At 60.3% G+C, this 24,015-nt stretch carries 18 protein-coding genes and 1 tRNA gene; 4 read left to right on the top strand and 15 right to left on the bottom strand.

Annotated features, from left to right (window positions below; translation table 11 throughout):
* Positions 1 to 217: 217 nt before the first annotated feature.
* A complete protein-coding gene (locus tag AC07Y9_RS17180; protein WP_007926099.1) occupies positions 218 to 679 on the bottom strand; it encodes an Lrp/AsnC family transcriptional regulator in 462 nt (153 codons plus the stop codon).
* 221 nt (positions 680 to 900) lie between these two features.
* On the opposite strand from AC07Y9_RS17180, the gene AC07Y9_RS17185 reads away from it, so the two are divergent.
* Positions 901 to 3,267, top strand: coding sequence for a glucose/quinate/shikimate family membrane-bound PQQ-dependent dehydrogenase (locus tag AC07Y9_RS17185; RefSeq protein WP_102679174.1), 2,367 nt, complete (start codon positions 901 to 903; stop codon positions 3,265 to 3,267).
* An 82-nt stretch (positions 3,268 to 3,349) separates the two neighbouring features.
* On the opposite strand, the gene AC07Y9_RS17190 is transcribed toward AC07Y9_RS17185, so the two are convergent.
* From AC07Y9_RS17190 to rpsU, 6 genes are all read right to left on the bottom strand, one after another.
* Entirely contained in the window at positions 3,350 to 4,135 is a 786-nt protein-coding gene (locus tag AC07Y9_RS17190) for a WaaZ-like lipopolysaccharide core biosynthesis protein (RefSeq protein WP_256580896.1), read from the bottom strand.
* 290 nt (positions 4,136 to 4,425) lie between these two features.
* Positions 4,426 to 4,502 (bottom strand) — tRNA-Ile (locus tag AC07Y9_RS17195).
* Between the two features lie 15 nt (positions 4,503 to 4,517).
* On the bottom strand, positions 4,518 to 8,261 hold the full coding sequence (locus AC07Y9_RS17200) for a bifunctional diguanylate cyclase/phosphodiesterase (protein WP_102679176.1): 3,744 nt from the start codon (positions 8,259 to 8,261) through the stop codon (positions 4,518 to 4,520).
* Between the two features lie 121 nt (positions 8,262 to 8,382).
* Entirely contained in the window at positions 8,383 to 10,230 is a 1,848-nt protein-coding gene (gene rpoD, locus AC07Y9_RS17205; protein ID WP_007926106.1) for an RNA polymerase sigma factor RpoD, read from the bottom strand.
* A gap of 67 nt (positions 10,231 to 10,297) precedes the next feature.
* Entirely contained in the window at positions 10,298 to 12,262 is a 1,965-nt protein-coding gene (gene dnaG, locus AC07Y9_RS17210) for a DNA primase (protein ID WP_009045891.1), read from the bottom strand.
* Between the two features lie 467 nt (positions 12,263 to 12,729).
* Complete coding sequence (gene rpsU / locus AC07Y9_RS17215) at positions 12,730 to 12,945, bottom strand: 30S ribosomal protein S21 (protein ID WP_002551877.1); 216 nt, start codon at positions 12,943 to 12,945, stop codon at positions 12,730 to 12,732.
* A gap of 200 nt (positions 12,946 to 13,145) precedes the next feature.
* Between rpsU and tsaD the strand changes: the two genes are divergently transcribed.
* Entirely contained in the window at positions 13,146 to 14,171 is a 1,026-nt protein-coding gene (tsaD, locus tag AC07Y9_RS17220; RefSeq protein WP_009045890.1) for a tRNA (adenosine(37)-N6)-threonylcarbamoyltransferase complex transferase subunit TsaD, read from the top strand.
* Positions 14,172 to 14,212: 41 nt separating this feature from the next.
* On the opposite strand, the gene plsY is transcribed toward tsaD, so the two are convergent.
* Positions 14,213 to 14,782 carry a glycerol-3-phosphate 1-O-acyltransferase PlsY gene (gene plsY / locus AC07Y9_RS17225; RefSeq protein WP_007926112.1) on the bottom strand — a complete coding sequence of 190 codons (570 nt, stop codon included), beginning with the start codon at positions 14,780 to 14,782 and terminating at the stop codon, positions 14,213 to 14,215.
* Between the two features lie 74 nt (positions 14,783 to 14,856).
* On the opposite strand from plsY, the gene folB reads away from it, so the two are divergent.
* Entirely contained in the window at positions 14,857 to 15,210 is a 354-nt protein-coding gene (gene folB / locus AC07Y9_RS17230) for a dihydroneopterin aldolase (RefSeq protein ID WP_102679177.1), read from the top strand.
* Positions 15,201 to 15,719, top strand: a complete 519-nt coding sequence (gene folK / locus AC07Y9_RS17235; protein WP_007926120.1) for a 2-amino-4-hydroxy-6-hydroxymethyldihydropteridine diphosphokinase — start codon at positions 15,201 to 15,203, stop codon at positions 15,717 to 15,719. Before folB ends, folK begins: the two co-directional genes overlap by 10 nt.
* A 60-nt stretch (positions 15,720 to 15,779) precedes the next feature.
* Here folK and AC07Y9_RS17240 read toward each other — a convergent pair whose 3' ends face one another.
* The 7 genes from AC07Y9_RS17240 to apaG form a co-directional block, all read right to left on the bottom strand.
* A complete protein-coding gene (locus tag AC07Y9_RS17240) occupies positions 15,780 to 17,009 on the bottom strand; it encodes a multifunctional CCA addition/repair protein (RefSeq protein WP_102679178.1) in 1,230 nt (409 codons plus the stop codon).
* A 64-nt stretch (positions 17,010 to 17,073) separates the two neighbouring features.
* Positions 17,074 to 18,636: a SpoVR family protein gene (locus AC07Y9_RS17245; RefSeq protein ID WP_007926122.1), complete on the bottom strand. Its 1,563-nt coding sequence runs from the start codon at positions 18,634 to 18,636 to the stop codon at positions 17,074 to 17,076.
* Positions 18,633 to 19,904, bottom strand: coding sequence for a YeaH/YhbH family protein (locus AC07Y9_RS17250; protein WP_007926123.1), 1,272 nt, complete (start codon positions 19,902 to 19,904; stop codon positions 18,633 to 18,635). Before AC07Y9_RS17250 ends, AC07Y9_RS17245 begins: the two co-directional genes overlap by 4 nt.
* 188 nt (positions 19,905 to 20,092) lie before the next feature.
* Positions 20,093 to 22,015: a PrkA family serine protein kinase gene (locus tag AC07Y9_RS17255; RefSeq protein ID WP_007926124.1), complete on the bottom strand. Its 1,923-nt coding sequence runs from the start codon at positions 22,013 to 22,015 to the stop codon at positions 20,093 to 20,095.
* Positions 22,016 to 22,310: 295 nt separating this feature from the next.
* Positions 22,311 to 22,640, bottom strand: a complete 330-nt coding sequence (glpE, locus tag AC07Y9_RS17260; protein ID WP_087089382.1) for a thiosulfate sulfurtransferase GlpE — start codon at positions 22,638 to 22,640, stop codon at positions 22,311 to 22,313.
* A 32-nt stretch (positions 22,641 to 22,672) separates the two neighbouring features.
* Positions 22,673 to 23,554: a symmetrical bis(5'-nucleosyl)-tetraphosphatase gene (locus AC07Y9_RS17265; protein WP_087089380.1), complete on the bottom strand. Its 882-nt coding sequence runs from the start codon at positions 23,552 to 23,554 to the stop codon at positions 22,673 to 22,675.
* Positions 23,554 to 23,934: a Co2+/Mg2+ efflux facilitator ApaG/CorD gene (gene apaG, locus AC07Y9_RS17270; protein ID WP_007926128.1), complete on the bottom strand. Its 381-nt coding sequence runs from the start codon at positions 23,932 to 23,934 to the stop codon at positions 23,554 to 23,556. The genes AC07Y9_RS17265 and apaG overlap by 1 nt, the downstream gene beginning before the upstream one ends.
* Between the last annotated feature and the right edge of the window lie 81 nt (positions 23,935 to 24,015).

Below are 24,015 nucleotides of genomic sequence, written 5' to 3' on the forward strand. Positions count from 1 at the left end.
TCGAGCAGAGCGCTGAGTATAGGAAAAGATGGCAGCCATTCTAGGGAGCGTTGCGCACGTTAATAAGACGCAAAGTGTCGTCGTTTTGGATGATCTTATTTCAATCTGACGATGTTTTTTAACTAACTGACGAAAGATTCTCTGTAGCCGTTGCCGAAGGCTGCGATCGAACGCGAAGCGCTCGCAAAACAGCGGGTTACCGTGCCTGGAAAAACCTTCAGACGGGCTGCCCACGGTCGATCTTGCTGCTGAGAATGATCGAGGTGGTGGTCTTTTCCACACCGTCGACGCTGCCGATCTGGTCGAGCAACTGGTCCAGCTGTTCCGGCGAATCGGTGCGCAGCCAGGCGACATAGTCGAATTCCCCACTGACCGCGCAGAGCTGCTGGACCTGGGCCATGGCGCTCAGGCGCCGCAGGACCTCCTTGCCGGAACGCGGCTGCACCTTGATCCCGACGTAGGCCTGCAAGCCGCCATCGATGACCCGCTGACCCAGGCGCACGCCATAACCGGTAATCACCCGCGCCTTTTCCAGCCGCGCCAGGCGCGAGGTCACGGTGGTACGGGCGATCCCCAGTTGCCGGGCGAGCATGGCCACGCTTTCGCGGGCATTGATCTGCAGGGCCGCGATCAGTTGGCGGTCGATTTCGTCGAGGACGGGAGGGCGGCTGTCAGACAAGGTGAACTCCGGCGCGGGCAACGGTGGCCGAGCATGTTACAGGCTCGCTCCAGGCGATGCTTGCGGCATGGCGTCAGTTGTATTGGCTGCCGGCCCTGTTGTGACGGCCAGGCTCAACAGCGCGGATGACATTTTTTGCCACGAATTGCCTGCGACAAGTTGTCATAAGTAACTGGTTAGTACATTCTTGCGCCACGTGAAGAATGGGAGAAATTTCCGACATGAATAATTCTGGGGCTGCCACCGGCAGCAAATGGCTGCTGGGGGCGCTGGGTTTGCTGATCGCATTGATCGGCCTGGGGCTGGCCGGCGGGGGCGGGTACCTGGTCAGTCTGGGCGGCAGCTGGTTCTTCCTGCTGATGGGCCTGGCGATGATCGTTTCCGGGCTGCTGATCGCCCGGCGTAACCCGCTTGGCGCCTGGCTGTATGGGGGGGCGCTGGTGCTCACGGCGATCTGGGCGGTCTGGGATGCCGGGCTGGAGTACTGGCCGCTGGTTTCGCGGGTGCTGACCTTCGCTGTTATCGGCCTGGTGGTGGCGCTGATCTACCCGACCCTGGTGCGTGCTTCGGGCGCGACCGCCGGGCGTGGCGCTTATGGCCTGGCCGGCGTGCTGGGCATTGGTGTCGTGGCGACCCTGGCCTACATGTTTGTGCCGACCCATGTGGTCAAGGCCAGCAGCGAGCCGGCGATCAAGCCTGTGGCTCCAGGTACCGAGCAGAAAGACTGGGCCCATTGGGGCAACACCACCGCCGGCAATCGTTTTGCCGCGCTGGACCAGATCAACAAGGGCAACATCGACCAGTTGCAGGTGGCCTGGACTTTCCGCACCGGCGATATTCCGCAAAGCACCGGCGCGGGCGCCGAAGACCAGAACACACCGCTGCAGATCGGTGACACGGTCTATACCTGCACCGCCTACGGCAAGGTGTTCGCCCTGGACGCCGACACTGGTGCCGAACGCTGGAAGTTCGATCCGCAAGGCTCGGCGCCTAACTGGCAGCGGTGCCGTGGCTTGGGTTATTTCGATGCTTCCGCCGAGCCTGGCGCCGAGGCAACGGCCGCTCCGGCCGCCTGCACCAAGCGTTTGTTCCTGCCGACCGGCGATGCGCGCCTGATCGCGATCAACGCGCAAACCGGCAAGCCGTGCGAAGACTTCGGCGACAAAGGCACGGTCGACCTGAAAACCGACATGGGCGAAGTGAAGCCTGGCTACTACCAGCAGACTTCGACCCCGCTGGTGGCCGGCAATGTGGTCATCGTCGGCGGCCGGGTGGCGGACAACTATTCCATCGGCGAGCCGCCGGGCGTGGTCCGCGCCTTCGACGTGCGCAGCGGCGAACTGGTGTGGGCCTGGGACCCGGGTAACCCGAACACCACCAAGCGTCCACCAGCGGGCGAGACCTACACCCGCGGTACGCCGAACGTCTGGTCGGCCATGTCCTATGACGCCAAGCTCGGTCTGGTCTACCTGCCGACCGGCAACGCCACGCCAGACTTCTTCGCCGGCCAGCGCACGGAGTTCGACGACAAGTGGAGTTCGTCCATCGTCGCCCTGGACGTGAAGACCGGTCAGGTGCGCTGGCACTTCCAGACCACTCACCACGACCTGTGGGACTTCGACCTGCCGGCGCAGCCGCTGCTGTACGACGTGCCGGATGACAAGGGCGGGGTGCAGCCGGCGCTGGCGCAGGTCACCAAGCAGGGTGAGATCTTCCTGCTCAACCGCGAAACCGGCGTGCCTATCGCCCGGGTGGAAGAGCGTCCGGTGCCGCAGGGCAATATGCCGGGCGAACGCTACTCGCCAACCCAGCCGTTCTCGGTGGAGATGCCGTCGATCGGCAACCAGACCCTGAGCGAGTCGGACATGTGGGGCGCCACGCCATTTGACCAGTTGATGTGCCGTATCCAGTTCAAGGGTATGCGCCATGAAGGTGTCTACACTCCGCCGGGCCTGGATCATGCCTTGCAGTTCCCTGGCTCCCTGGGCGGCATGAACTGGGGCAGCGTGTCGGTGGACCCGAACAGCAACTATATGTTCGTCAACGACATGCGCCTGGGCCTGGCCAACTACATGATCCCGCGGGCGCAGATCGCGGCCGGGGCCAGCGGTATCGAAATGGGCGTGGTACCCCAGGACGGCACGCCGTTTGGGGCGATGCGCCAGCGTTTCCTCTCGCCTGCCGGTATTCCGTGCCAGAAGCCACCGTTCGGCACCATGTCGGCCATCGACCTGAAAACCAGGAAGCTGGTGTGGCAGGTGCCGGTGGGTACCGTGCAGGACACCGGTCCCCTGGGCATTCGCATGCACATGCCAATCCCGATCGGCATGCCGACCCTGGGGGCGTCCCTGGCGACCCAGTCCGGCCTGTTGTTCTTCGCCGGCACCCAGGACTTCTACCTGCGCGCCTTCGATACCGGCAACGGCAACGAAATCTGGAAAGCCCGCCTGCCGGTGGGCAGCCAGTCGGGGCCGATGACCTACGTTTCGCCCAAGACCGGCCGGCAGTACATCCTGCTGACCGCGGGCGGCGCGCGTCAGTCGCCGGACCGTGGGGACTATGTGATCGCTTATGCATTGCCCGAATAACGGCTGATCCTGGCCTTACAGAAAAACCGCGCAAGTCGCGGTTTTTTTGTGGGCGAATACAATCTGTCCGAGCATGGAATGCTCAGCGATTAACCAGCTTGTCGAGTTCGTCGAGACTGATCTTGGGAATGATCGAAGTAGGGATGCTCGATGTGGGGGACAGGTTGTAGACGGAGAAATCCTTGCCCATGACCTTGTCCGACATCAGTTTCAAGGATGGCAGGATCCGCGATTGCAGGTGCTGGTCCAGGCCGCAGGGCGACTTGAAGGTATCTGGCGTTTCATAAAAACGCCCTTGGGCAGGATTCAGGTCGACGCCCACCAGGATCGCCGTATTGAAGCCGGCGTGATAGGCGAGTTGCAGTGCCAGATAAGCCACCGTGCGGGCGTCGAAGAAACCCAGTTCGAGATTCTTGCTGAAGCCGATGGTCCGGTTCCTGTTGCCCCAGAGCAGGGGAGGGCGAACCAGATCGCGGTTGCTCCTGAGCAATCGCTGCATCCAGGTCTGTCGTGGCGCCTTCTTCAGCAGAAACAGCTCGCCGCGAGGCTGGATCGGAATCGTGCGGGCATGTTCTTCCCAGAGCGCCACACGCTGACTGACAGCCATTGCCTGGGTGAAGAGCTCGGGTTGCTGGAGGGAGAAGCTGGTGTCGGTGCAGGCATAAAAAAAGGGCTGTATGCCGGTCCCGCGGAACATCGAGATGGCCCCGTTCATGGTGATCATCGGGATGTTCGAGAAGGCTTCGATAGGGAAGTCCTTTGCCGAACTACCGGATGCAATGATGAAAACAGGGCCTTGCTGAATATTTCGGCAACGTGCAAACCCCGTTGCCCGGCCAGGCGAAGGCGCCGTAGATACTACTTCCATGTGTTGTGTCCGAATCATCAGGCCACTCTGATTATTATGGGGTGGCTTAAGTGGTGCATCACGCCGGGGAAAGGACAGGCTCTCCCCCATTGATAGAAGTGCAGTCTAGGACCAAACAAAGGCCATGCACGACTTCCGAACGGTTATGACCGTCGCGGTTTTTAATAGTTGTGCGGTAGGGCTGATTTCTTGGAAAAAACGATCGGGCGTTTTGCCGGCCTGGCGGCCGAATGGAGGGATTTGCAGCGCGTTGAATACGCGAAAGCCGCGCAATGCGCGGCTTTCAAAGATGGTGGGCCCACACGGACTCGAACCGTGGACCAAAGGATTATGAGTCCTCTGCTCTAACCGACTGAGCTATAGGCCCTCAGTAGGCCGCGGATTATAGCGACGGTTTCTCGGCTGTGCTATCCGAAAAATCCGAAACGGGAAGGCGTAGAAAGGTCGCGGCGAATTCGTCGGCGCTCAGCGGCAGGCTGATGACGTAGCCCTGGATCTGTTCGCAGCCTTCGTTCCCGAGGAATACCTGCTGGTCATGGGTTTCCACGCCTTCGGCGATCACGGTGAATTGCATGCTGCGGCCCAGGGCAATGATGGCCCGCACGATCGCCACATCGTGGGGGTCGTCGGGCAGGCCGCGGACGAAAGATTGATCGATTTTCAGGAAATCCAGCGGCAGGCGCTTGAGGTAGCTCAGGGACGAGTAGCCGGTACCGAAATCGTCGATGGCCAGCTGGACGCCCAGGCGCTTGAGCTGGTGCAGGACCGCCAGGGCTTCCTCGGCCTGGCTCATGATGAAGTTCTCGGTAATTTCCAGTTGCAGGAAGCCGGGTTTGAGGCGGTTGTCTTTCAGCAGTTGTTCAATCCGCCCCAGCAGGTTCGGCTGGCGCAACTGGGCGCCGGCGAGGTTGACCGAGAGCGGGCCGAAGCTGTCGTAGCGCTCGTTCCACTTGCGCAACTGTTGGCAGGCGTGTTCCAGCACCCAGTCGCCGATCTGCAGGATCATGCCGTTCTCTTCGGCCAGGGGAATGAAGTGTTCGGGTGGGACATCGCCGAAGGTCGGGTGATGCCAGCGAATCAGGGCTTCGGCGCCCACCAGCTCCTGGTCGCCCAGCCTGATCTTGGGTTGGTAGTAGAGATACAGCTCGTTGCGTTCGATGGCCCGCCGCAGTTCATGTTCCAGGGCCACGCGCTCGCTGGCCTGGGCAGTCAGGTCGCGGGTATAGCTTTCGACCCGGTTGCGGCCCTTGGCCTTGGAGCGGTACATGGCAGCGTCGGCATTCTTGACCAGGGTGGCCACGTCGCAACCGTCCTTGGGGTAGAGGCTGGTACCGATGCTGGCACTGATGAAGAACTCGTGCTCGCCGGCCTGGAACGGCGCGGTGAAGCAGTTCAGCAGCTTGTTGGCGATGTGGTCGGCATCGCTGGGCTGCTGCAGCCCGGGTAGCAGGATGATGAACTCGTCGCCACCCAGGCGGGCCACGGTATCGATATCCCGCAGTTGTTCTTTCAGGCGCACGGCAATGCCCCTGAGCAGCAGGTCGCCGACCGGGTGACCGAGGCTGTCGTTGATGTGCTTGAAGCGGTCCAGGTCGAGAAACAGCACGGCGCCCTGGCCACCATTCTCCTGCTGGTTGTTGAGGGCAGTCAGCAGGCGGCTTTCGAACAGGGTACGGTTCGGCAGGCCGGTCAGCGGATCATGGTGCGCCTGGTAATCGAGCTTGGCCTGGGCGTGCTTGAGGCTGGAAATATCGGCGAATACCGCGACGAAGTGGGTGATGAATCGGTCTTTGTTACGCACCGCGCTGATGGTCAGCCAGCTGGGGTACAGCTCGCCATTTTTGCGCCGATTGCAGATTTCCCCTTGCCAATGACCTTCGGCGGTCAGTTGGTGCCACATGGCGGCGTAAAAGGCGCTGTCATGCAGGCCGGAAGCCAGCAGGCGCGGAGTGTGGCCCAGGGCCTCGGTTTCGCTGTAGCCGGTGATTTCGGTGAATGCCCGATTGACCGCGCTGATGTGCTGCTGGGTATCGGTGATCAGTACGCCTTCAGCGGTGCTCTCGAACACGGTGGCGGCCTGTTGCAGCTTCTCTTGCATCAGGTGGCGCTCGGTGATGTCGCGGGCGATGGTCAGCATGCAATCTTCGTCGCCGATCGGCAGCGGCCGGCTCGAGAGCTCGCAGAGGCGGATCTGACCGTCATTGCGGCGAATATGGCAGCTGAAGTCGCGCACGAAGCCATCCCGCTGCATCAGGTCGAGCATCTGCCGGCGCTCGTTGAGGTTGACCCAGATGCCCAGCTCCAGCGTGGAACGGTCGACGGACATGGCGCTATTGAAGCCGGTGATACGACTGAAACCTTCGTTGACCTCTATCAGCAAGCCGTCGCGCTGGCGGCTTAGCAGCAGGCCGTCCGGCGAGGCGTGAAAAGCCTTGGCGAACTTCTCTTCTGAGGTTTGCAGCTGCTGTTGGGTTTCCTTCAACTGGCTGATGTCGCGAACCACCACGACCAGGGCGGGCGTAGTGTCGAGGTCGAAGGGTTCGGCGGAGATCAGCCCGGTGAACAGCTGGCCGTTGCTGCGCCGAAAGGGCATTTCCAGGTTACGGATACTGCCGGCCTGCAAGCGTTGCAGCAGCCCCGGGCCGACGCCCTGAATACCCCAGATATTCAGCTCGGTGGCCGTCTGGCCCACGACTTGCGAGGCACTCAGGCCGATCTGTTCTTCGAACGCCTCGTTGACCTCCAGCAGGCAGCCATCCGACAGGCGGGCAATGACCAGGATGTCCGGGCACTGTTGGAAGACCGAGGCGAATTTCTGTTCCGAGAGCTGCAGGGCCTCTTCGGTGCGTTTTGTCTCGCTGATGTCGATCATCAGGCCGCGCATGATCGGTTCATGTCCATGCTCGATCAGGCTGACGATGTCGCGAACCCACAGGCAGCGGCCATCGGCGGTGATCACTCGGTAATCCAGGCTGTGATCGCGCCCGGCCAGAACTTCGTGATCGCAGAAGTGCTGGGCGCGCGTCAGGTCGGCGGGGTGGATGATGTTTCTCCAGAACCCGGGAATCAGCCAGTGCGAAAGGGGATAACCCAGCAATTGCTCGGCATGGGGCGACACGTAGCTGTAGGTGAAGTCGCTGATGCGCGCTTCCCAGGCGATTGCCGACAGGCTTTCGACCAGGCCGCGGTAATGGTATTCGCTGCTGCGCAGCTCCTGTTCCAGGGCCACGCGCCTTGCGATCTCGGAGCTCAGCCGGCGATTGATGCGGATCACTGCCGCCAGAATGGCAAACAGCAGGAGCAGCCCTGGCAGACCATAGAACAGCAGGTCCGACCAGAACGAACGGTGGTCGAGCACATTGCCCACCCAGCGCTGCTGGATCTCGTTGACCTCTGCCGGGCTTATGTCAGCCAGCACCTTGTCGAGAATGCCTACCAGTATCTTGCTGTCGCGGGGGACGCCCATGGCCAGCTGATAGCGGTAGGGCGTCTCGCCGCTGACATAGAGCCCGTCGAGCTTCAACTGCCGCAGGCTCCAGACACTGGAAGCCAGGTCGCCGACCACGGCATCGACCTGATTGAGGGCCAGCGCCTGCAAGGCCGAACTCACATTGGGCAGGGCGACCAGGTTCAGGTCGGGATGGTGGGTGCGCAGCAGTTCATGGGGGGCGTAATTCTCCACGACGGCGATCTTCAGGCCGTACAGGTCTTGGAGCTTGCGAGGTTGCGCGCCGCCTTTATGGGCCAGGATCACGATGGGGAAGTCTAGGTACGGACGGGTGAAGGCCAGATAGTTTTGCCGCTCCGGGGTCGACATGATGCCTGGCAACAGGTCCAGCTTGCCCTTCTTCGCGGCTTCGAGCACTTCGCTCCAGCTGGCGGGTTCTATCAGCTTGAGCGTGATCGCCAGGCGATCCTGGATCAGATGGATATAGTCCGCCGCAAGGCCCTGGTAGCGCCCTTCCTCATCGCGATATTCGAAGGGCGGCCACGAAGCGTCGACGCCCAGGCGCAATTCCGGATGGGCGGAAAGCCAGCCACGTTCTTCATCGGTGAGCGTCAGTGCGCCAGCCGTTGCGGTCCAGGCGAGCAGCGACAGCACCAGCACGGTCGGCAGTCTGGGCATAACGGTCTCGTTATGACACGGGGAATGTTTCGAGTGTAGACGGGCAATCCGGAGGGAGTGAGGCGCGGGGAGTTTTAAACTGCACAAAACAAGACCCCCAGCAGGGCTGGGGGTCTTGGTATTACTCGTCGAGGAAGGAGCGCAGGTGCTCGCTTCTCGTCGGGTGGCGCAGCTTGCGCAGCGCCTTGGCTTCGATCTGGCGAATCCGCTCACGGGTAACGTCGAACTGCTTACCGACTTCCTCGAGGGTGTGGTCGGTATTCATGTCGATGCCGAAGCGCATGCGCAGTACCTTGGCTTCACGGGCAGTGAGGCCGGAGAGTACTTCGCGAGTCGCTTCCTTGAGGCTCTCAACGGTGGCGACATCGATTGGCGACTGCATGGTCGAGTCTTCGATGAAGTCACCCAGATGGGAGTCTTCGTCATCACCGATCGGGGTTTCCATGGAGATCGGCTCTTTAGCGATCTTCAATACCTTGCGGATCTTGTCCTCAGGCATTTCCATGCGTTCGCCCAGCTCTTCCGGGGTCGGTTCGCGACCCATTTCCTGCAGCATCTGCCGGGAAATACGGTTGAGCTTGTTGATCGTCTCGATCATGTGCACCGGAATACGGATGGTGCGTGCCTGGTCGGCGATCGAGCGAGTGATCGCCTGACGGATCCACCAGGTGGCATAAGTCGAGAACTTGTAGCCGCGACGGTATTCGAACTTGTCTACCGCTTTCATCAAGCCGATGTTGCCTTCCTGGATCAGGTCGAGGAACTGCAGGCCACGGTTGGTGTACTTCTTGGCGATGGAGATCACCAGACGCAAGTTGGCTTCGACCATCTCTTTCTTCGCGCGACGGGCCTTGGCCTCGCCGATCGACATGCGACGGTTGATGTCCTTGATCTCGGCGATCGTCAGGCCGGTCTCGGTCTCGAGCGCGGTCAGCTTCTGCTGGCAACGGATGATGTCCGGTTGCAGGCGACCGATGGCTTCGGCGTACTTGGCCTTGCCTTTGGCCAGTGCGTCGGACCAGCTTTCGTCCACTTCATTGCCAGGGAACTGGCGCAGGAAGTCGGCGCGTGGCATGCGAGCATCACGAACACAGAGTTGCATGATCGCGCGCTCTTGCTGACGCAGGCGATCCAGGGCGCTACGAACGCGTTCAACCAGGCCTTCGAATTGCTTCGGAACCAGTTTGATCGGCATGAACAGTTCAGCCAGGGCCAGCATTTCAGCCAGGGCTTGCTTATGTTCTCGACCGTGCTTTTTCAGCGCCTTGCGGGTGATTTCCATCTGGTCGGCAACGGCGCCAAAGCGCTGGGCTGCGATGACCGGATCCGGACCGCTTTCGGCTTCTTCTTCGTCGTCACTGGCTTCGGCGTCATCGTCGTCGGTGTCGTCGTCCGCTTTCGCGGCCTTGGCATCGACAGGCGGTGGTACTTCGGCGGCAGGCGGCGCGATGCCGTCGTCCGGGTCGATGTAACCGCTCAGGACGTCGGACAGGCGACCACCTTCGGTGGTGACGCGAGTGTATTCGGAGAGGATGTGCTCAACCGTGCCAGGGAAGTGCGCGATCGCGCCCATCACTTCACGGATGCCCTCTTCGATACGCTTGGCGATTTCGATTTCGCCTTCACGTGTGAGCAGCTCTACCGTACCCATTTCGCGCATGTACATACGCACTGGGTCGGTAGTGCGACCAATGTCGGTTTCCACTGCCGCCAACGCTGCGGCGGCTTCTTCAGCTGCTGCTTCGTCGGTATCGGCTTCGGCCAACAAAAGGGCATCCGCATCCGGAGCACTCTCGAATACGTTGATCCCCATGTCGTTGATCATGCGGATGATGTCTTCCACCTGTTCCGGATCTGAAATATCCTCCGGCAGGTGGTCGTTGACCTCCGCGTAAGTCAGGTAACCCTGCTCACGACCACGGCTGATCAACTCTTTGAGGCGAGACTGCTGTTGCGCTTTTCCGGACATAACACCCTATCCACTGAAGGTCTTGGCGGGCAAAAAACAAGCCGAGGATTATACCCGAGCTATGACCTCACGCGCCAGTTGAGGTCGGGTTTGATGCGGGAACATTGCGTTTTAAAAGCTCAAGTAGCTGAATTTTTTCTTCGCCACTCAATTCGCTTTGACGCGATTTCCTGAGAAGTTGTTCCAAAGCACGCTCACTTTGGCGAGCGGACAAGCTTTTAATGGTGTCGAAAAACTGTTGTTCAAGGTTATCGCCTTCAATCAACCATTCCTTTTCTGCCAGCGCCTTGATCAGGCGGCCCTGTTCGGTACCGTGCCAACGCGCCATCAGTTGATGAATAGAGCGTAGCTTAGGATTTTTCTGCACGGCTTCGATCAGGGCGACCAGCAACTGGGTATTGGTGTTGTCGTCGGCGGCGAAATGCCCGGCGTCTTCAACTTTCTCGGCCAGTTGCGGGTGATGCAGCAATGTTCGAAGGGCTGACAGTGTAGGAGGTTCGACGGCGGCCGGAACGCGCGGGGCACGTGGTTGATCGCGATCGCCATTGCGCTTGCCCTTTTTGTCCCACGGCTTGTTCTCCCACTTCTTGCCGCCGGCACCGCTTTTCTTCGGCGTCCATTCCTGCTGCGGCACATAGGCTTCTTGCGGCTCGTGGTAGTCGGCATAGTCCGGCATGGCGTCGTAATCGATGCCGGCGTCGTACGCCGGCGGCGCTTCTTGTGGGGCGCTGTGCACCAACTGGTTGACGGTCTCGTTGTTGAGGCCGGTAATTTCACTGAGGCGCTGGCGCATCAGGGTCCGCAGGTTGGCTCCGGGGACCTTGTCGATCAACGGTGCAGCCAGGGTGGCCAGGTGGGCCTTGCCCTCGAGCGAGCGTGGATCGGCTTCGTCGGTCAGTTGCTGGAAGAAGTAGTCGGCCAGCGGTTGAGCGTGTTGATTGATGCGTGCGCGAAAGGCGTCGGTACCTTCGGAGCGGACCAGGGTATCCGGGTCTTCCCCTTCGGGAAGAAACAGAAAACGCGCCCGGCGACCGTCCTGCAGGCTGGACAGGGTCGCCTCCAGCGCGCGCCAGGCGGCCTTGCGCCCGGCCTGGTCGCCGTCGAAACAGAACAGGACGCTGGGCACGATACGGAACAGGCGCTTGAGGTGTTCTTCGCTGGTGGCGGTACCCAGGGTCGCAACGGCGTTACGCAGGCCTTGTTGGGCGAGGGCAATCACGTCCATGTAGCCTTCGACGACGATGATTTCGTCGAGGTTGCGGTTGTTCTTGCGGGCTTCGAACAGGCCGTAAAGCTCCTGGCCCTTGTGAAAAACCGGCGTTTCCGGCGAGTTCAGGTACTTCGGTTTGTCGTCGCCCAGTACCCGGCCACCAAAGGCGATGATCCGACCGCGGCTGTCGCGGATCGGGAACATCACCCGGTCGCGAAAGCGATCGTAGCGTTTGCCGGTTTCAGCATTTTCGATCAGCAGGCCGGCGTCGATCATGGCTTTCTGCTGCAGGGTGTCGCTGCTCAGGTGCTTGAACAGGTTGTCCCAGCCGGGCGGTGCAAAACCGAGGCCGAAGTCGCGGGCGATCTCGCCGGTCAGGCCGCGCCCCTTGAGGTAATCGACCGCGGCCTTGCGGGCCGGATGGCTTTTCAGGGCCTGGCGATAGTAATCGGCGGCGGCGGTCAGCAGCGGATAGAGCGGCGAGTCGGTCGGCTGCCGGGGCTTGTGCGAGCGGCCGCTTTCCTCGCGCGGGATCTCCATGCCGGCGGCTTTGGCCAGTTCCTCGACTGCCTGGGGGAAGTCCAGGTTGTCGTGGTCCATGATGAAACCGAGGGCGTTGCCGCCCGCGCCACAGCCGAAGCAGTAGTAGAACTGCTTGTCGGGGCTGACGCTGAAGGAGGGGGTCTTTTCCTTGTGGAACGGGCAGCAGGCGGTGTAGTTCTTGCCGGCCTTTTTCATCTGCAGGCGCGAGCTGACAACATCGACGATGTCGGTGCGGTTCAGAAGGTCGTCAATAAAGCTCTGGGGAATCAGCCCGGCCATGGCGTTCTCGTCATCACTGCGCGAAAGAATTGGACCAATGCGAAGGCTTCGAAAGTGGGCTGTTCGAGACGCAACGGCTGCGCGTTCGACCATCTGTCGTCGGCTTGATCGCTATCGGGAAGTGTATCTGCCGAAAGTCCACTGACGTTAGTTTCAATCAGTCTTCGACTATTTGAAGATATTGCTCTGAGTCCGACAGGTCTCGGATGGCTCATAAGCGGGCGCTGGAGAAGGCGCCTTGGACTGAGTCTGTTGAGGAATCAGAATAAAGTGTGCTCGTCAGTAGCCTTGGAAGGCTCGTCAGAAGAGACGTGCACCGCTGGCAGGAAGCCAGGTCTGACGTGGTGAAGCGGATTGTCTCGGTCGCATGCGCGGCGTTGACGGTGAAGCATCAAGCGTTGTCCGCAAATGCCATTAGCCCGGCTGAGGGCCGGGCTTGGCAGAAGCTTGCAGCGAACGTCTGTGTATTAGTACAGACGTACGGCGCGGCGCTGTTCGCGCTGAACTTTCTTGGCGTGACGCTTAACAGCAGCTGCTGCTTTGCGCTTACGCTCGGAAGTCGGCTTCTCGTAAAATTCGCGGCTACGAACTTCAGCCAGAACACCGGCTTTTTCGCAGGAGCGCTTGAAACGACGCAGAGCTACGTCGAAGGGTTCGTTCTCTTTAACTTTGACGGCTGGCATCCAGAGCTACCTTCATTCATTACCGGGGTCAACGTTCTCGTCGCAAAAATCGCGGCTGAGGTCGTCGGTTTTTAAGGGTTGCGGATGTTAACCCCTCATCGCTCGGAATGCAAAGCCTCTGATCGAAAACCGCTGGTCGGCCGAGGGAGTGGCGACTATTATGCGCGCCTTCGAATTTAGCCTCTACAAGGCGCAAACCCATGCTAGTACTGGGATTAGAAACTTCCTGCGACGAAACCGGCGTCGCGCTTTACGACAGCGAGCGGGGCCTGCTGGCCGATGCGCTGTTCAGTCAGATCGACCTGCATCGGGCTTATGGTGGCGTGGTGCCGGAGCTGGCCTCTCGCGACCATGTCAAGCGCATGCTGCCGCTGATTCGCCAAGTTCTGGCCGAGGCGGACTGTGTGCCGACCGAAATCGACGCCATTGCCTATACCGCTGGCCCGGGCCTGGTCGGAGCCCTTCTGGTGGGCGCTTCCTGTGCCCAGGCGCTGGCCTTCGCCTGGGGTATCCCGGCGCTGGGTGTGCACCACATGGAAGGGCACTTGCTGGCCCCTATGCTGGAAGAACAACCGCCGGAATTTCCGTTCGTCGCTTTGTTGGTTTCCGGTGGTCATACGCAGTTGGTGCGGGTCGATGGCATCGGCCAATACGAACTGATGGGCGAAACCCTGGATGATGCTGCCGGTGAAGCCTTCGACAAGACGGCGAAGATGATCGGCCTGAATTATCCGGGCGGTCCGGAAATCGCTCGCCTGGCCGCCCAAGGCGTGGCCGGGCGCTTTGTTTTCCCGCGGCCGATGACCGATCGTCCAGGGCTGGATTTCAGTTTCAGTGGCTTGAAAACCTTCGCCCTGAATACCTGGCAGCAATGTGTCAGCGCTGGGGACGACGGCGAACAAACCCGTTGCGACATCTCGCTCGCCTTCCAGCAGGCGGTGGTGGAAACTCTGACCATCAAATGCAAGCGAGCCTTGAAGCAGGCCGGACTCAAGCGTCTGGTAATTGCTGGTGGTGTGAGCGCCAACAAGGCGCTGCGCGCGTCGCTGGAAAAAATGCTCGGCGAGATGAAGGGGAATGTGTTTTACGCCCGTCCTGAGTTCTGTACCGATAACGGCGCGATGATCGCGTTTGCCGGTTGCCAGCGTTTGCAGGCCGGTCAGCAGGAGAGCCTGGCGATCAGTGTGCAGGCGCGTTGGCCGATGGAGCAGTTGTCGCCGTTGTGAGTCGGTAATTTCCCGACCTGAGCCCGGTTCATCTTCAGGATTCAGAAATGCCGTTCGCGCCCGGCAAACAGGTCGCGTAGATTGCCGCGGTGGCGCCAGACGATGAGCAGTGTGAGGACGCTCATCGGCAGTAGCGCCGCCGGCGCCTGCCAGGCCAGCAATGGCAGGGTCAGGGGCGTGGCAATCAAGGCCGCCAGCGAGCTGGTGCGGGTCAGGTAGAAGGTCAGGAGCCAGGCGGCAATGGCCAGGAGCGCCGCTGGTGGATAAAGCCCCAGTAGCATCCCGGCGGCGGTGGCGACACCCTTGCCGCCGCGAAAGCGAAAGTACACCGGGAACAGATGGCCCAGTACGGCGTAGAGCCCGATCCAGGCCTGTTGTTGGAGCGAAAGGCCTGCGAGACTGGCGATCAGCACGGGCAACAGCCCTTTGAGCAGATCGCCGAGTAAGGTCAGTACCGCAAGTTTCTTGCCGGCCAGGCGCAACATGTTGGTGGCGCCGGCATTGCCCGAGCCACTCATTCGCGGATCGGGTTTACCGGTCAGGCGGCTGAGCAAGATGGCGAAGGACAGCGAGCCGAGCAGGTAGGCGAAGATCGCCAGTAACCAAAACATGCTAACTATTCCGGGCGAGGACGCCCTGATTCTAACGGCGCATTGCGCCCTTGTCGTGCTGCGGAGAAGAGTGCTTGGACAGAGTGTTTATCGAGGGTCTGGAAGTCGACACGGTGATCGGTGCCTACGACTGGGAGCGAGGTATCCGACAGTGCCTGCGCCTTGACCTGAGCTTCGCCTGGGACAACCGCCCGGCCGCGGCTGGTGACGACCTGACCCTGGCGCTCGACTACGCCAGTGTGTCTTCGCGGATCCAGGCATTTGCTGAACAGGCGCAATTCCAGCTGGTGGAAACCTTTGCCGAGCGTCTGGCTGAAGTCCTGATGAGTGAGTTTCATATTCCCTGGTTGCACCTCAAGCTGACCAAACCCGGTGCTGTTGCGGCCGCCGAAGGTGTGGGCGTGGAGATCGAGCGCGGATGTCGCTAACTCAGGTATTTCTTGGGCTCGGCAGCAATATCGAGCGCGAAACCCATCTGCTGGCCGGGCTCGATGCCCTGGCGGGCTTCCTGCAGGACATGCGCTGCTCGGCAGTGTTCGAAAGCCAGCCGGTCGGGATCAAGAGCGGGCCTTTCTTCAATCTGGTGGTTTCGGCCTTTACCGATCTGCCTCTGATGGAACTGGACCGCCGGTTGAAGTTCATCGAAGCGGATAACGGTCGTTATGCCCCGGACCGCAAGGGCCTGCCGCTGGATATCGATGTGCTGCTGTACGGCGATCTGGTGGGCAATTTCGACGGCTTGATCCTGCCGCGCGCCGAGATTCTGAAGAATGCCTTTGTGCTCTGGCCCTTGTCGCTGATGGCACCGGAAAGGGTTCATCCGCTGGCCGGACAGGACTTCGCCACCCTCTGGCGCGAAGCCCAAATCGACCAGGTGCTGGCGCCCGTGGCCTTTGAGTGGCGGGGCAGGCAGCTGACGCCGCCGGAGTTGGGATAGCTCTGGCTGATTTGCTATCGAGCAAGCTAGCTCCTGCGGTGGAGCTACTCGTGATGTTTCTTACCGCGGGTGCTGTTCCTTGTAGGCTTTCAGCGCCTTCAGTCGCTCCCGTTTCAGCGCCTCTCCCAACTCCGGCCCCTTGAATCCCTGCTCCAGCAGCGGCTGTACCGCTACCGTTCGTGCTGCGGTGGCCGCGCCGCGCAAATAGTCCGCCTGGGGATAGGCGCGCTCCTCCAGTCCGAGACGACCGCGGGCATCCATTTCACAGGCGGCGATAAACTCCTCGAAACGCTGCGGCCGACGGTACACGTCAAAGCTTTGCAGCAGCTGCGCCAATGTCGAAGGTTTCAGTTCGAGGGCGCGATGGCCGTGGGTGTGGTACTGACCCACCAGCAGCGCCAGTTCCTGGCAGTCGCGCGGCGCCTTGAAGCGTTCGTTGACGCACTTGATCAGCTTCAGGCCCTTGTGCTCGTGTGCGATGTGCTGTGGCCATTCACTTTGCGGTGTCAGGCCCTTGCCCAGGTCGTGCAACAGGCACGCCCAGCGCACGCTCAATGGCTGCTTGTGCAGTGCCGCCTGCTCGAGAACGCTTAGGGTGTGCACACCGCTGTCGATCTCCGGGTGATGGGTGGCGGGTTGCGGAACGCCAAACAGCGCCTCCACTTCGGGCAGCAGGATCTTGAGCGCTCCACAGTCGCGCAGCACCCGGATGAACACTTGGGGGTGATCTTCCATCAGTGCGCGGGAAATTTCCTTCCAGCTGCGCTCCGGCGTCAGGGCTTCCAGTTCGCCTGATTCGCTGAGCTGGCGCATCAATTCTAGGGTGTCAGGCGCCACCCGGAAACCGAGCCCAGCGTAGCGAGCAGCAAAGCGGGCAACACGCAGGACACGCAGCGGATCTTCGGCGAATGCGGGGGAAACGTGGCGAAGCAGGCGGTTTTCCAGATCCTGCTGGCCGTGATATGGATCCGTCAGCACGCCATGGTCGTCTTCCGCCATGGCGTTGATTGTCAGGTCGCGGCGGATCAGGTCTTCTTCAAGGGTGACCTCGGGGCTGGCGTGAAAGGTGAAGCCGCCATAACCACGACCGCTTTTACGTTCGGTGCGGGCCAGGGCGTATTCCTCGCCGCTCTTGGGGTGAAGAAAGACCGGAAAGTCCGAGCCTACCGGCCGAAAGCCATTGGCGAGCATTTCTTCGGCTGTGGCACCGACTACCACCCAGTCGATGTCGGTTACCGGTTTGCCCAGCAGGCGATCGCGTACCGCACCGCCGACCTTGTAAATCTGCATAAAAAACCTCCGTTAGCCCGACAGAATAACCCTTGCGCCGCGCTTTCGGAGGTTTGTCATGCGTTCAGAGGTGGATGACAGCCAGGTCCAGGCGGCCGTAGTCCCCTTCGTTGTGATCGCTTCTTGGCGGTACGTGATGGGTTTTCATCACCTGGTCGCCCTGCAGGGTTTCCAGGTGGATGTCGAACCCCCATAGCCGGTGCAGGTGCTTGAGGACTTCGTCGGTGGAGTCACCCAATGGTTTGCGGTCGTGCTGTTGGTGGCGCAGGGTCAGCGAGCGGTCGCCCCGTCTATCGATGCTCCAGATCTGCACGTTTGGCTCGCGGTTACCCAGGTTGTACTGGGCCGCAAGGGTTTCGCGGATGACTCGATAGCCGCTTTCGTCATGAATGGCCGGTACCAGCAAGTCGTCTTTCTGGTCGTCGTCCAGGATGCTGAACAGCTTGAGATCGCGGATCACCTTGGGCGACAGGTACTGCAGGATGAAACTCTCGTCCTTGAAGCTGCTCATGGCGAACTTGATGCTGGAAAGCCAGTCGGTCCCGGCCAGTTCCGGGAACCAGCGACGGTCTTCCTCGGTCGGTTCTTCGCAGATGCGCCGGATATCGCGGTACATGGCGAAACCCAGGGTGTAGGGGTTGATGCCGTTGTAGTAAGGGCTGTCGAAGCCAGGCTGGAAGACCACGCTGGTATGGGAGGCGAGGAATTCCATCATGAAGCCGTCGGTCACCAGGCCTTCGTCATACAGGTCGTTCATCAGGGTGTAGTGCCAGAATGTTGCCCAGCCTTCGTTCATCACCTGGGTCTGGCGTTGCGGGTAGAAATACTGGGCGATCTTGCGCACGATCCGCACGATTTCCCGCTGCCACGGTTCCAGCAGCGGCGCGTGTTTCTCGATGAAGTACAGGATGTTTTCCTGCGGCTCGGCGGGGAAGCGCGCGTTGTCCTTGTCGCTGAACTTGTCCGTGCCTTTGGGAATGGTGCGCCACAGGTCGTTGATCTGTTTCTGCAGGTGTTCTTCCCGGTCCTTTTGCCGACGTCGCTCTTCTTCCGCGGAAATCGGATAAGGACGTTTGTAGCGGTCCACCCCGTAGTTCATCAGGGCATGGCAGGAGTCCAGCAGGTCCTCCACGGCATCGATGCCGTGGCGCTCTTCGCACTGCATGATGTACTGCTTGGCGAACACCAGGTAATCGATGATCGAACTGGCATCCGTCCAGGTGCGGAACAGATAGTTGCCCTTGAAGAAGCTGTTATGGCCATAGCAGGCATGGGCCACCACCAGTGCCTGCATGCAGATGGTGTTTTCTTCCATCAGGTAGGCAATGCATGGGTCCGAGTTGATCACGATCTCGTAGGCCAGCCCCATCTGGCCACGGCTGTAGGACTTTTCGGTGCTAAGGAAGTGCTTGCCATAGGACCAATGGTGATAACCCAGGGGCATGCCGACAGAGGCGTAGGCGTCCATCATCTGTTCGGCGGTGATTACTTCGATCTGGTTGGGATAGGTATCCAGGGCGTAACGCGCCGCGATACGGCTGATTTCGCGGTCGTAGGCCTGGATCAGCTCGAACGTCCATTCCGAACCGGTGGAAATAGGCTGGCGTTTCTGCTCTCTGGCGGTCATGTCACTAACCTGCGCTGGAAGAGTTCACGGAAGACCGGATAGATATCTCCGGCCGAGACCAGTTGTTGCTGGGCGAAAGTATCGGAAAAGGCTTCGGCGATGCGCTCGTATTCGAACCACAGGGCCTGATGTTCGCGCGGGGTAATCTCCACGTAAGTGTAGTACTGCACGAAGGGCATGATCTGGTTGATCAGGATGTCACGGCAGATCGGCGAGTCGTCGTTCCAGTTATCGCCGTCGGAAGCCTGGGCGGCATAGATGTTCCATTCGTTGCTCGGATAACGCTCGGCCATGATTTCCTGCATCAGTTTCAAGGCGCTGGAGACGATGGTGCCGCCGGTTTCCCGGGAGTAGAAGAACTCCTCCTCATCCACTTCACGCGCACTGGTGTGGTGGCGGATGAACACTACGTCGATCTTGTCGTAGTTACGCTTGAGAAACAGGTACAGGAGGATGAAGAAGCGCTTGGCGATATCCTTGGTGGCCTGGGTCATGGAGCCGGAAACGTCCATCAGGCAAAACATCACGGCCTTGGAGCTGGGGTTGGGCTGTTTGACCAGCAGGTTGTACTTGAGGTCGAAGGTGTCGAGGAATGGCACCCGATGGATACGGGCGCTGAGACGCTCGATTTCCGCTTCCATTTCCTGAATATCGCCGAAGTTGTCCGGTTCTTCGCGTTTCAGGCGTTCAAGTTCCTCTTTGACTTCGCGCAGTTTTGCCCGGCTGCTGCCGGACAGGGCAATGCGCCGGGCATGGGCCGAGCGCAGGGTCCGAATGATGTTGATGCGCGAGGGATTGCCTTCGTTGCTGATCCCGGCCCGGACGGTCTTGAAGGTGTCTGTCCCGCTCAGGTTGCGTTTGACCAGGTTCGGCAACTCCAGGTCTTCGAACATGAACTCGAGGAATTCTTCCTGGGTAATTTGGAAAACGAACTCGTCCATGCCTTCGCCGGAATTGCCGGCCTTGCCCCGACCACCTCCGCCACCACCGCCTTGAGGGCGTGCGATGTGCTCGCCGGCCGTGAACTCCTTGTTTCCCGGGTGCACCACGGTCTGTTTGCCGCCGCGCCCATGATGGAGCACCGGTTCATCGATATCCCGGCCTGGAATGCTGATTTGTTCGCCATGCTCCATGTCAGTGATGGAACGGCGGCTGACCGCCTCTTCGACGGCCTTCTTGATGTGGTCACGATAGCGCCGCAGAAACCGCTGACGGTTTACCGTGCTCTTGTTCTTGCCATTGAGACGTCGGTCGATCACATAACTCATGACTGCTCCTTAGAAGCGGTCTTGAAGCTCGCAAGCGGCCCGGGCGGGGGGAGGGGGCGACAAGGTGTCGTGCCGCCGGTCCTCTGCCCGAGCCTCGCTGCGAACGTTCAAACGCGCTTCCTGAAGCCTGTGTAGCAGAAATCGCTAAGACAGGCTCCTGGCTAACGACAACCGGTGCAACCGGCGGGTTACTGCGATTTTCTGACCCGCAGATACCACTCGGACAGCAGTCGTACCTGTTTGTCGGTGTAGCCGCGCTCGACCATTCGGGTAACAAAGTCGTTGTGTTTCTGTTGATCCTCTTTGCTGGCCTTGGCATTGAAGCTGATGACCGGGAGCAGGTCCTCGGTGTTGGAGAACATTTTCTTCTCGATGACCACCCGCAGTTTTTCGTAGCTGAGCCAGGTCGGGTTCTTGCCGTTGTTGTTGGCTCGGGCCCGCAATACGAAATTGACGATTTCGTTGCGGAAGTCCTTTGGATTGCTGATGCCGGCCGGTTTCTCGATTTTCTCCAGCTCTTCGTTGAGCGCGACCCGATTGAGGATCTCGCCGGTTTCCGGATCGCGGTATTCCTGATCCTGAATCCAGAAGTCCGCATACAGCACATAGCGGTCGAAGATGTTCTGGCCGTATTCGCTGTAGGACTCCAGGTATGCCGTCTGGATTTCCTTGCCGATGAACTCGATGTACCGCGGAGCCAGGTATTCCTTCAGGAAGCGCAGGTAGCGTTCGCGGGTTTCCGCCTGGAACTGTTCCTGTTCGATCTGTTGTTCGAGCACATAGAGCAGGTGTACCGGGTTGGCCGCGATCTCGTGGGGATCGAAGTTGAAGACTTTCGACAGGATCTTGAAGGCGAAGCGGGTCGACAGACCGTTCATGCCTTCATCCACGCCGGCGGCGTCGCGGTATTCCTGGATCGACTTGGCTTTTGGATCGGTGTCCTTGAGGTTCTCGCCGTCGTAGACGCGCATTTTCGAGTAGATGTTCGAGTTCTCCGGCTCCTTGAGGCGCGAGAGCACGGTGAACTGAGCGAGCATTTTCAGGGTGTCGGGAGCGCAATGCGCCTTGGACAGGGAGCTGTTGAACAGCAGCTTGTCGTAGATTTTGACTTCGTCGCTGACCCGCAGGCAGTACGGGACTTTGACGATATAGATCCGGTCGATGAAGGCTTCGTTGTTCTTGTTGTTACGGAAGGTGTGCCATTCCGATTCGTTGGAGTGAGCCAGCAGGATGCCGGTGAAGGGGATCGCGCCCAGACCCTCGGTACTGTTGTAGTTGCCTTCCTGGGTGGCCGTCAGCAATGGGTGCAGCACCTTGATCGGTGCCTTGAACATTTCGACGAACTCCATCAGGCCCTGGTTGGCCCGGCACAGTGCGCCCGAATAGCTGTAGGCGTCGGCGTCGTTCTGCGGGAACTCTTCCAGCTTGCGAATATCGACCTTGCCCACCAGTGCGGAAATGTCCTGGTTGTTCTCGTCCCCCGGTTCGGTCTTGGCGACGGCGATCTGGTTGAGGATCGAAGGATAGAGCTTGACCACCCGGAACTGGCTGATGTCGCCACCGAACTCGGACAGGCGCTTGGTAGCCCAGGGCGACATGATGGTGTTCAGGTAGCGCCGTGGGATACCGAAGTCTTCTTCGAGGATCGCGCCATCTTCCGTGGCGTTGAACAACCCAAGAGGCGACTCGAATACCGGAGAGCCCTTGATGGCGTAGAAGGGCACCTTCTCGATCAGTTGTTTGAGTTTCTCGGCCAGGGATGATTTGCCGCCACCGACGGGGCCGAGGAGGTAGAGGATCTGTTTCTTCTCTTCCAAGCCCTGAGCGGCATGACGGAAGTAGGAGACGATCTGGTCGATGCATTCTTCCATTCCATGGAAGTCTTCAAAGGCCGGATAGCGACGGATCACTTTGTTGGAGAAGATCCGTGACAGTCTCGAATTGGTCGACGTGTCCAGCAGCTCCGGTTCGCCGATAGCCAGAAGCAGGCGTTCAGCGGCCGACGCGTAGGCGCTACGGTCCTTTTTGCAGAGCTCCAGGTACTCCTGTAGCGAGAACTCTTCCTGGCGTGTGGATTCGAAGCGTTGTTGGAAGTGGCTAAAAATACTCATGACGTCACCTCGCTCGATACGTGGAGCCGACGCCGGATCAGTCAGTCAAGTGCTGGCATGCAGCCGGGAATCCGGCTGATGTTTACCCCCCAGAACACTTTCAAAGCTATCGACCTTGAAAGCTAGTACCGATGACCCGCACGCCGGTGTACCGGCTCTCCCCTGATTGGATGGCCTGAGGCTAAGGATAGTTCGGAATCGGGGAGATAAAGGTGGAATACGTAATTTGTTCAAGTGACCGTTCGTCGGTCGCGGCGCCAGCCCGCGAATGACGCGGGCTGGCGCACAGAAAAAATTATTCGCTACCACCCTGGGCAATTTCCGCAGGGTAGGTGGTCCGCCACAGTTCGAAGCCACCGTCCAGGCTGTAGACGTCGGAGAACCCCTGGCTGATCAGGTAGGCCGCCGCGCTTTGGCTGGAGTTGCCGTGATAGCAGACGACCACCAGTGGGGCGTCGAGATCGGCGTTGCGGATGAAGTCGGAGATGGAGTGGTTATCCAGGTGCAGGGAGCCGCTGATGTGGTTCAGGGCAAAGGTCTGCGGGTCGCGGATATCGACCACCACGGCGCCTTGCTCGCGCAGTGCCTGGGCCTGTTCTGGGGGGATGCGTTTGAATTCGCTCATGGCGGGCTCCTGGGCCTGGTGGCAAGCGCCGTCTAGCGCTTGGCCGTGATTGGCATGGGTTCAGGGGAAGGTTGATTGGCCTGGGGCTTGATGTGGCCGTGGGCGCCGCACTCGCACTCGAGGCGTTGGCCGGTGTCGACGTTCAGCAAGGTCAGGGCGCCGCCCCAGACGCAGCCAGTGTCCAGGGCGACGACGCCGGGCTGGTTGCAGTTGCCTTCGAGGGCGGCCCAGTGACCGAAGATGATTTTCACGTCCCGGGTCTTGCGTTCCTTGTGCTCGAACCATGGGGCGTACCCCGGTGGGGCGGTGTCCGGCCCTTCCTTACCCTTGAGGTCGAGCTTGCCATCGCTGGTGCAGAAACGCATGCGGGTGAAATAGTTGGTGATCACCCGCAGGCGGGTCACGCCTTTGAGTTCGCTGTCCCATTTTGTCGGGTCGTTGCCGTACATACCGTCCAGATAGGGCTCGAAGCGGTTGTCGTCCCGCAGCGCCTCTTCGACTTCAGTGGCGCACTTGAGGGCTTTTTTCAGCGACCATTGTGGCGGTATCCCTGCGTGCACCAGGGCGACGTTACGCTGTTCGTCATAGTGCATCAGCTTTTGCTGGCGCAGCCACTGGAGCAACTCCTCGCAATCCGGCGCGTTGAGGATCTCGCGCAGGGTGTCGGCTTTCTTCAGGCGCTCGATATTGCGCCAGACGGCCAGCAGGTGCAGGTCGTGATTGCCCAGTACGCACACCAGGGAATCGCGCATGGCATAAAGAAAGCGCAGGGTTTCCAGCGACTGCGGGCCGCGGTTGACCAGATCGCCGACCAGCCACAGGCGATCCTTGGTCGGGTCGAAAGCGACCTTTTCAAGCAGGCACTGCAAAGGTCCCAGGCAGCCTTGCAGGTCACCGACGGCGTAAGTCGTCATCAGTGCAGGGCTCCGGGCACGGCCAGGCGGAAGGGGGCGATGATGGCGTCGAAGTGTTTGCCGTCTTCGGCGAGCATCTGATAGCTGCCCTGCATATTGCCGACCCGTGTGGTCATGACCGTGCCGCTGCTGTAGGTGTGGCTTTTGCCCACGGCGATCAGCGGTTGCTGGCCGACGACGCCGGCGCCGCGAACTTCCTCGACGTGCCCGTCGCCATCGGTGATCACCCAGTGCCGCGAGAGTAGTTTGGCGGGCAGCAGGCCATTGTTCTGTACGGTGATGGTGTAGGCGAAGGCAAAGCGGTTCTGCTCGGGTTGCGACTGTTCTGCGAGAAAGCGGGTGACGACGCTGACGTCGATCTGATAACGGGGATCGGACATGCAAGGGGCCTTAAAACGAAGCGGGACGCGGGACAAAGCTGATGGGGGTCAGTCTAGGCCAAGTATCGGGTAGTAAACCAG

The sequence above is a fragment of the Pseudomonas sp. GW456-L12 genome, assembly GCF_059424045.1.

Coding starts and splice junctions, on each gene's coding strand:
- AC07Y9_RS17200 (WP_102679176.1), bottom strand. CDS start 8,261: ATGCCCAGACTGCCGACCGTGCTGGTGCTGTCGCTGCTCGCCTGGACC.
- folK (WP_007926120.1), top strand. CDS start 15,201: ATGTCGCTAACTCAGGTATTTCTTGGGCTCGGCAGCAATATCGAGCGC.
- apaG (WP_007926128.1), bottom strand. CDS start 23,934: ATGTCCGATCCCCGTTATCAGATCGACGTCAGCGTCGTCACCCGCTTT.
- rpoD (WP_007926106.1), bottom strand. CDS start 10,230: ATGTCCGGAAAAGCGCAACAGCAGTCTCGCCTCAAAGAGTTGATCAGC.
- AC07Y9_RS17240 (WP_102679178.1), bottom strand. CDS start 17,009: ATGCAGATTTACAAGGTCGGCGGTGCGGTACGCGATCGCCTGCTGGGC.
- AC07Y9_RS17245 (WP_007926122.1), bottom strand. CDS start 18,636: ATGACCGCCAGAGAGCAGAAACGCCAGCCTATTTCCACCGGTTCGGAA.
- AC07Y9_RS17250 (WP_007926123.1), bottom strand. CDS start 19,904: ATGAGTTATGTGATCGACCGACGTCTCAATGGCAAGAACAAGAGCACG.
- AC07Y9_RS17255 (WP_007926124.1), bottom strand. CDS start 22,015: ATGAGTATTTTTAGCCACTTCCAACAACGCTTCGAATCCACACGCCAG.
- AC07Y9_RS17265 (WP_087089380.1), bottom strand. CDS start 23,554: ATGACGACTTACGCCGTCGGTGACCTGCAAGGCTGCCTGGGACCTTTG.
- plsY (WP_007926112.1), bottom strand. CDS start 14,782: ATGTTTTGGTTACTGGCGATCTTCGCCTACCTGCTCGGCTCGCTGTCC.
- glpE (WP_087089382.1), bottom strand. CDS start 22,640: ATGAGCGAATTCAAACGCATCCCCCCAGAACAGGCCCAGGCACTGCGC.
- dnaG (WP_009045891.1), bottom strand. CDS start 12,262: ATGGCCGGGCTGATTCCCCAGAGCTTTATTGACGACCTTCTGAACCGC.
- AC07Y9_RS17185 (WP_102679174.1), top strand. CDS start 901: ATGAATAATTCTGGGGCTGCCACCGGCAGCAAATGGCTGCTGGGGGCG.
- tsaD (WP_009045890.1), top strand. CDS start 13,146: ATGCTAGTACTGGGATTAGAAACTTCCTGCGACGAAACCGGCGTCGCG.
- AC07Y9_RS17190 (WP_256580896.1), bottom strand. CDS start 4,135: ATGGAAGTAGTATCTACGGCGCCTTCGCCTGGCCGGGCAACGGGGTTT.
- rpsU (WP_002551877.1), bottom strand. CDS start 12,945: ATGCCAGCCGTCAAAGTTAAAGAGAACGAACCCTTCGACGTAGCTCTG.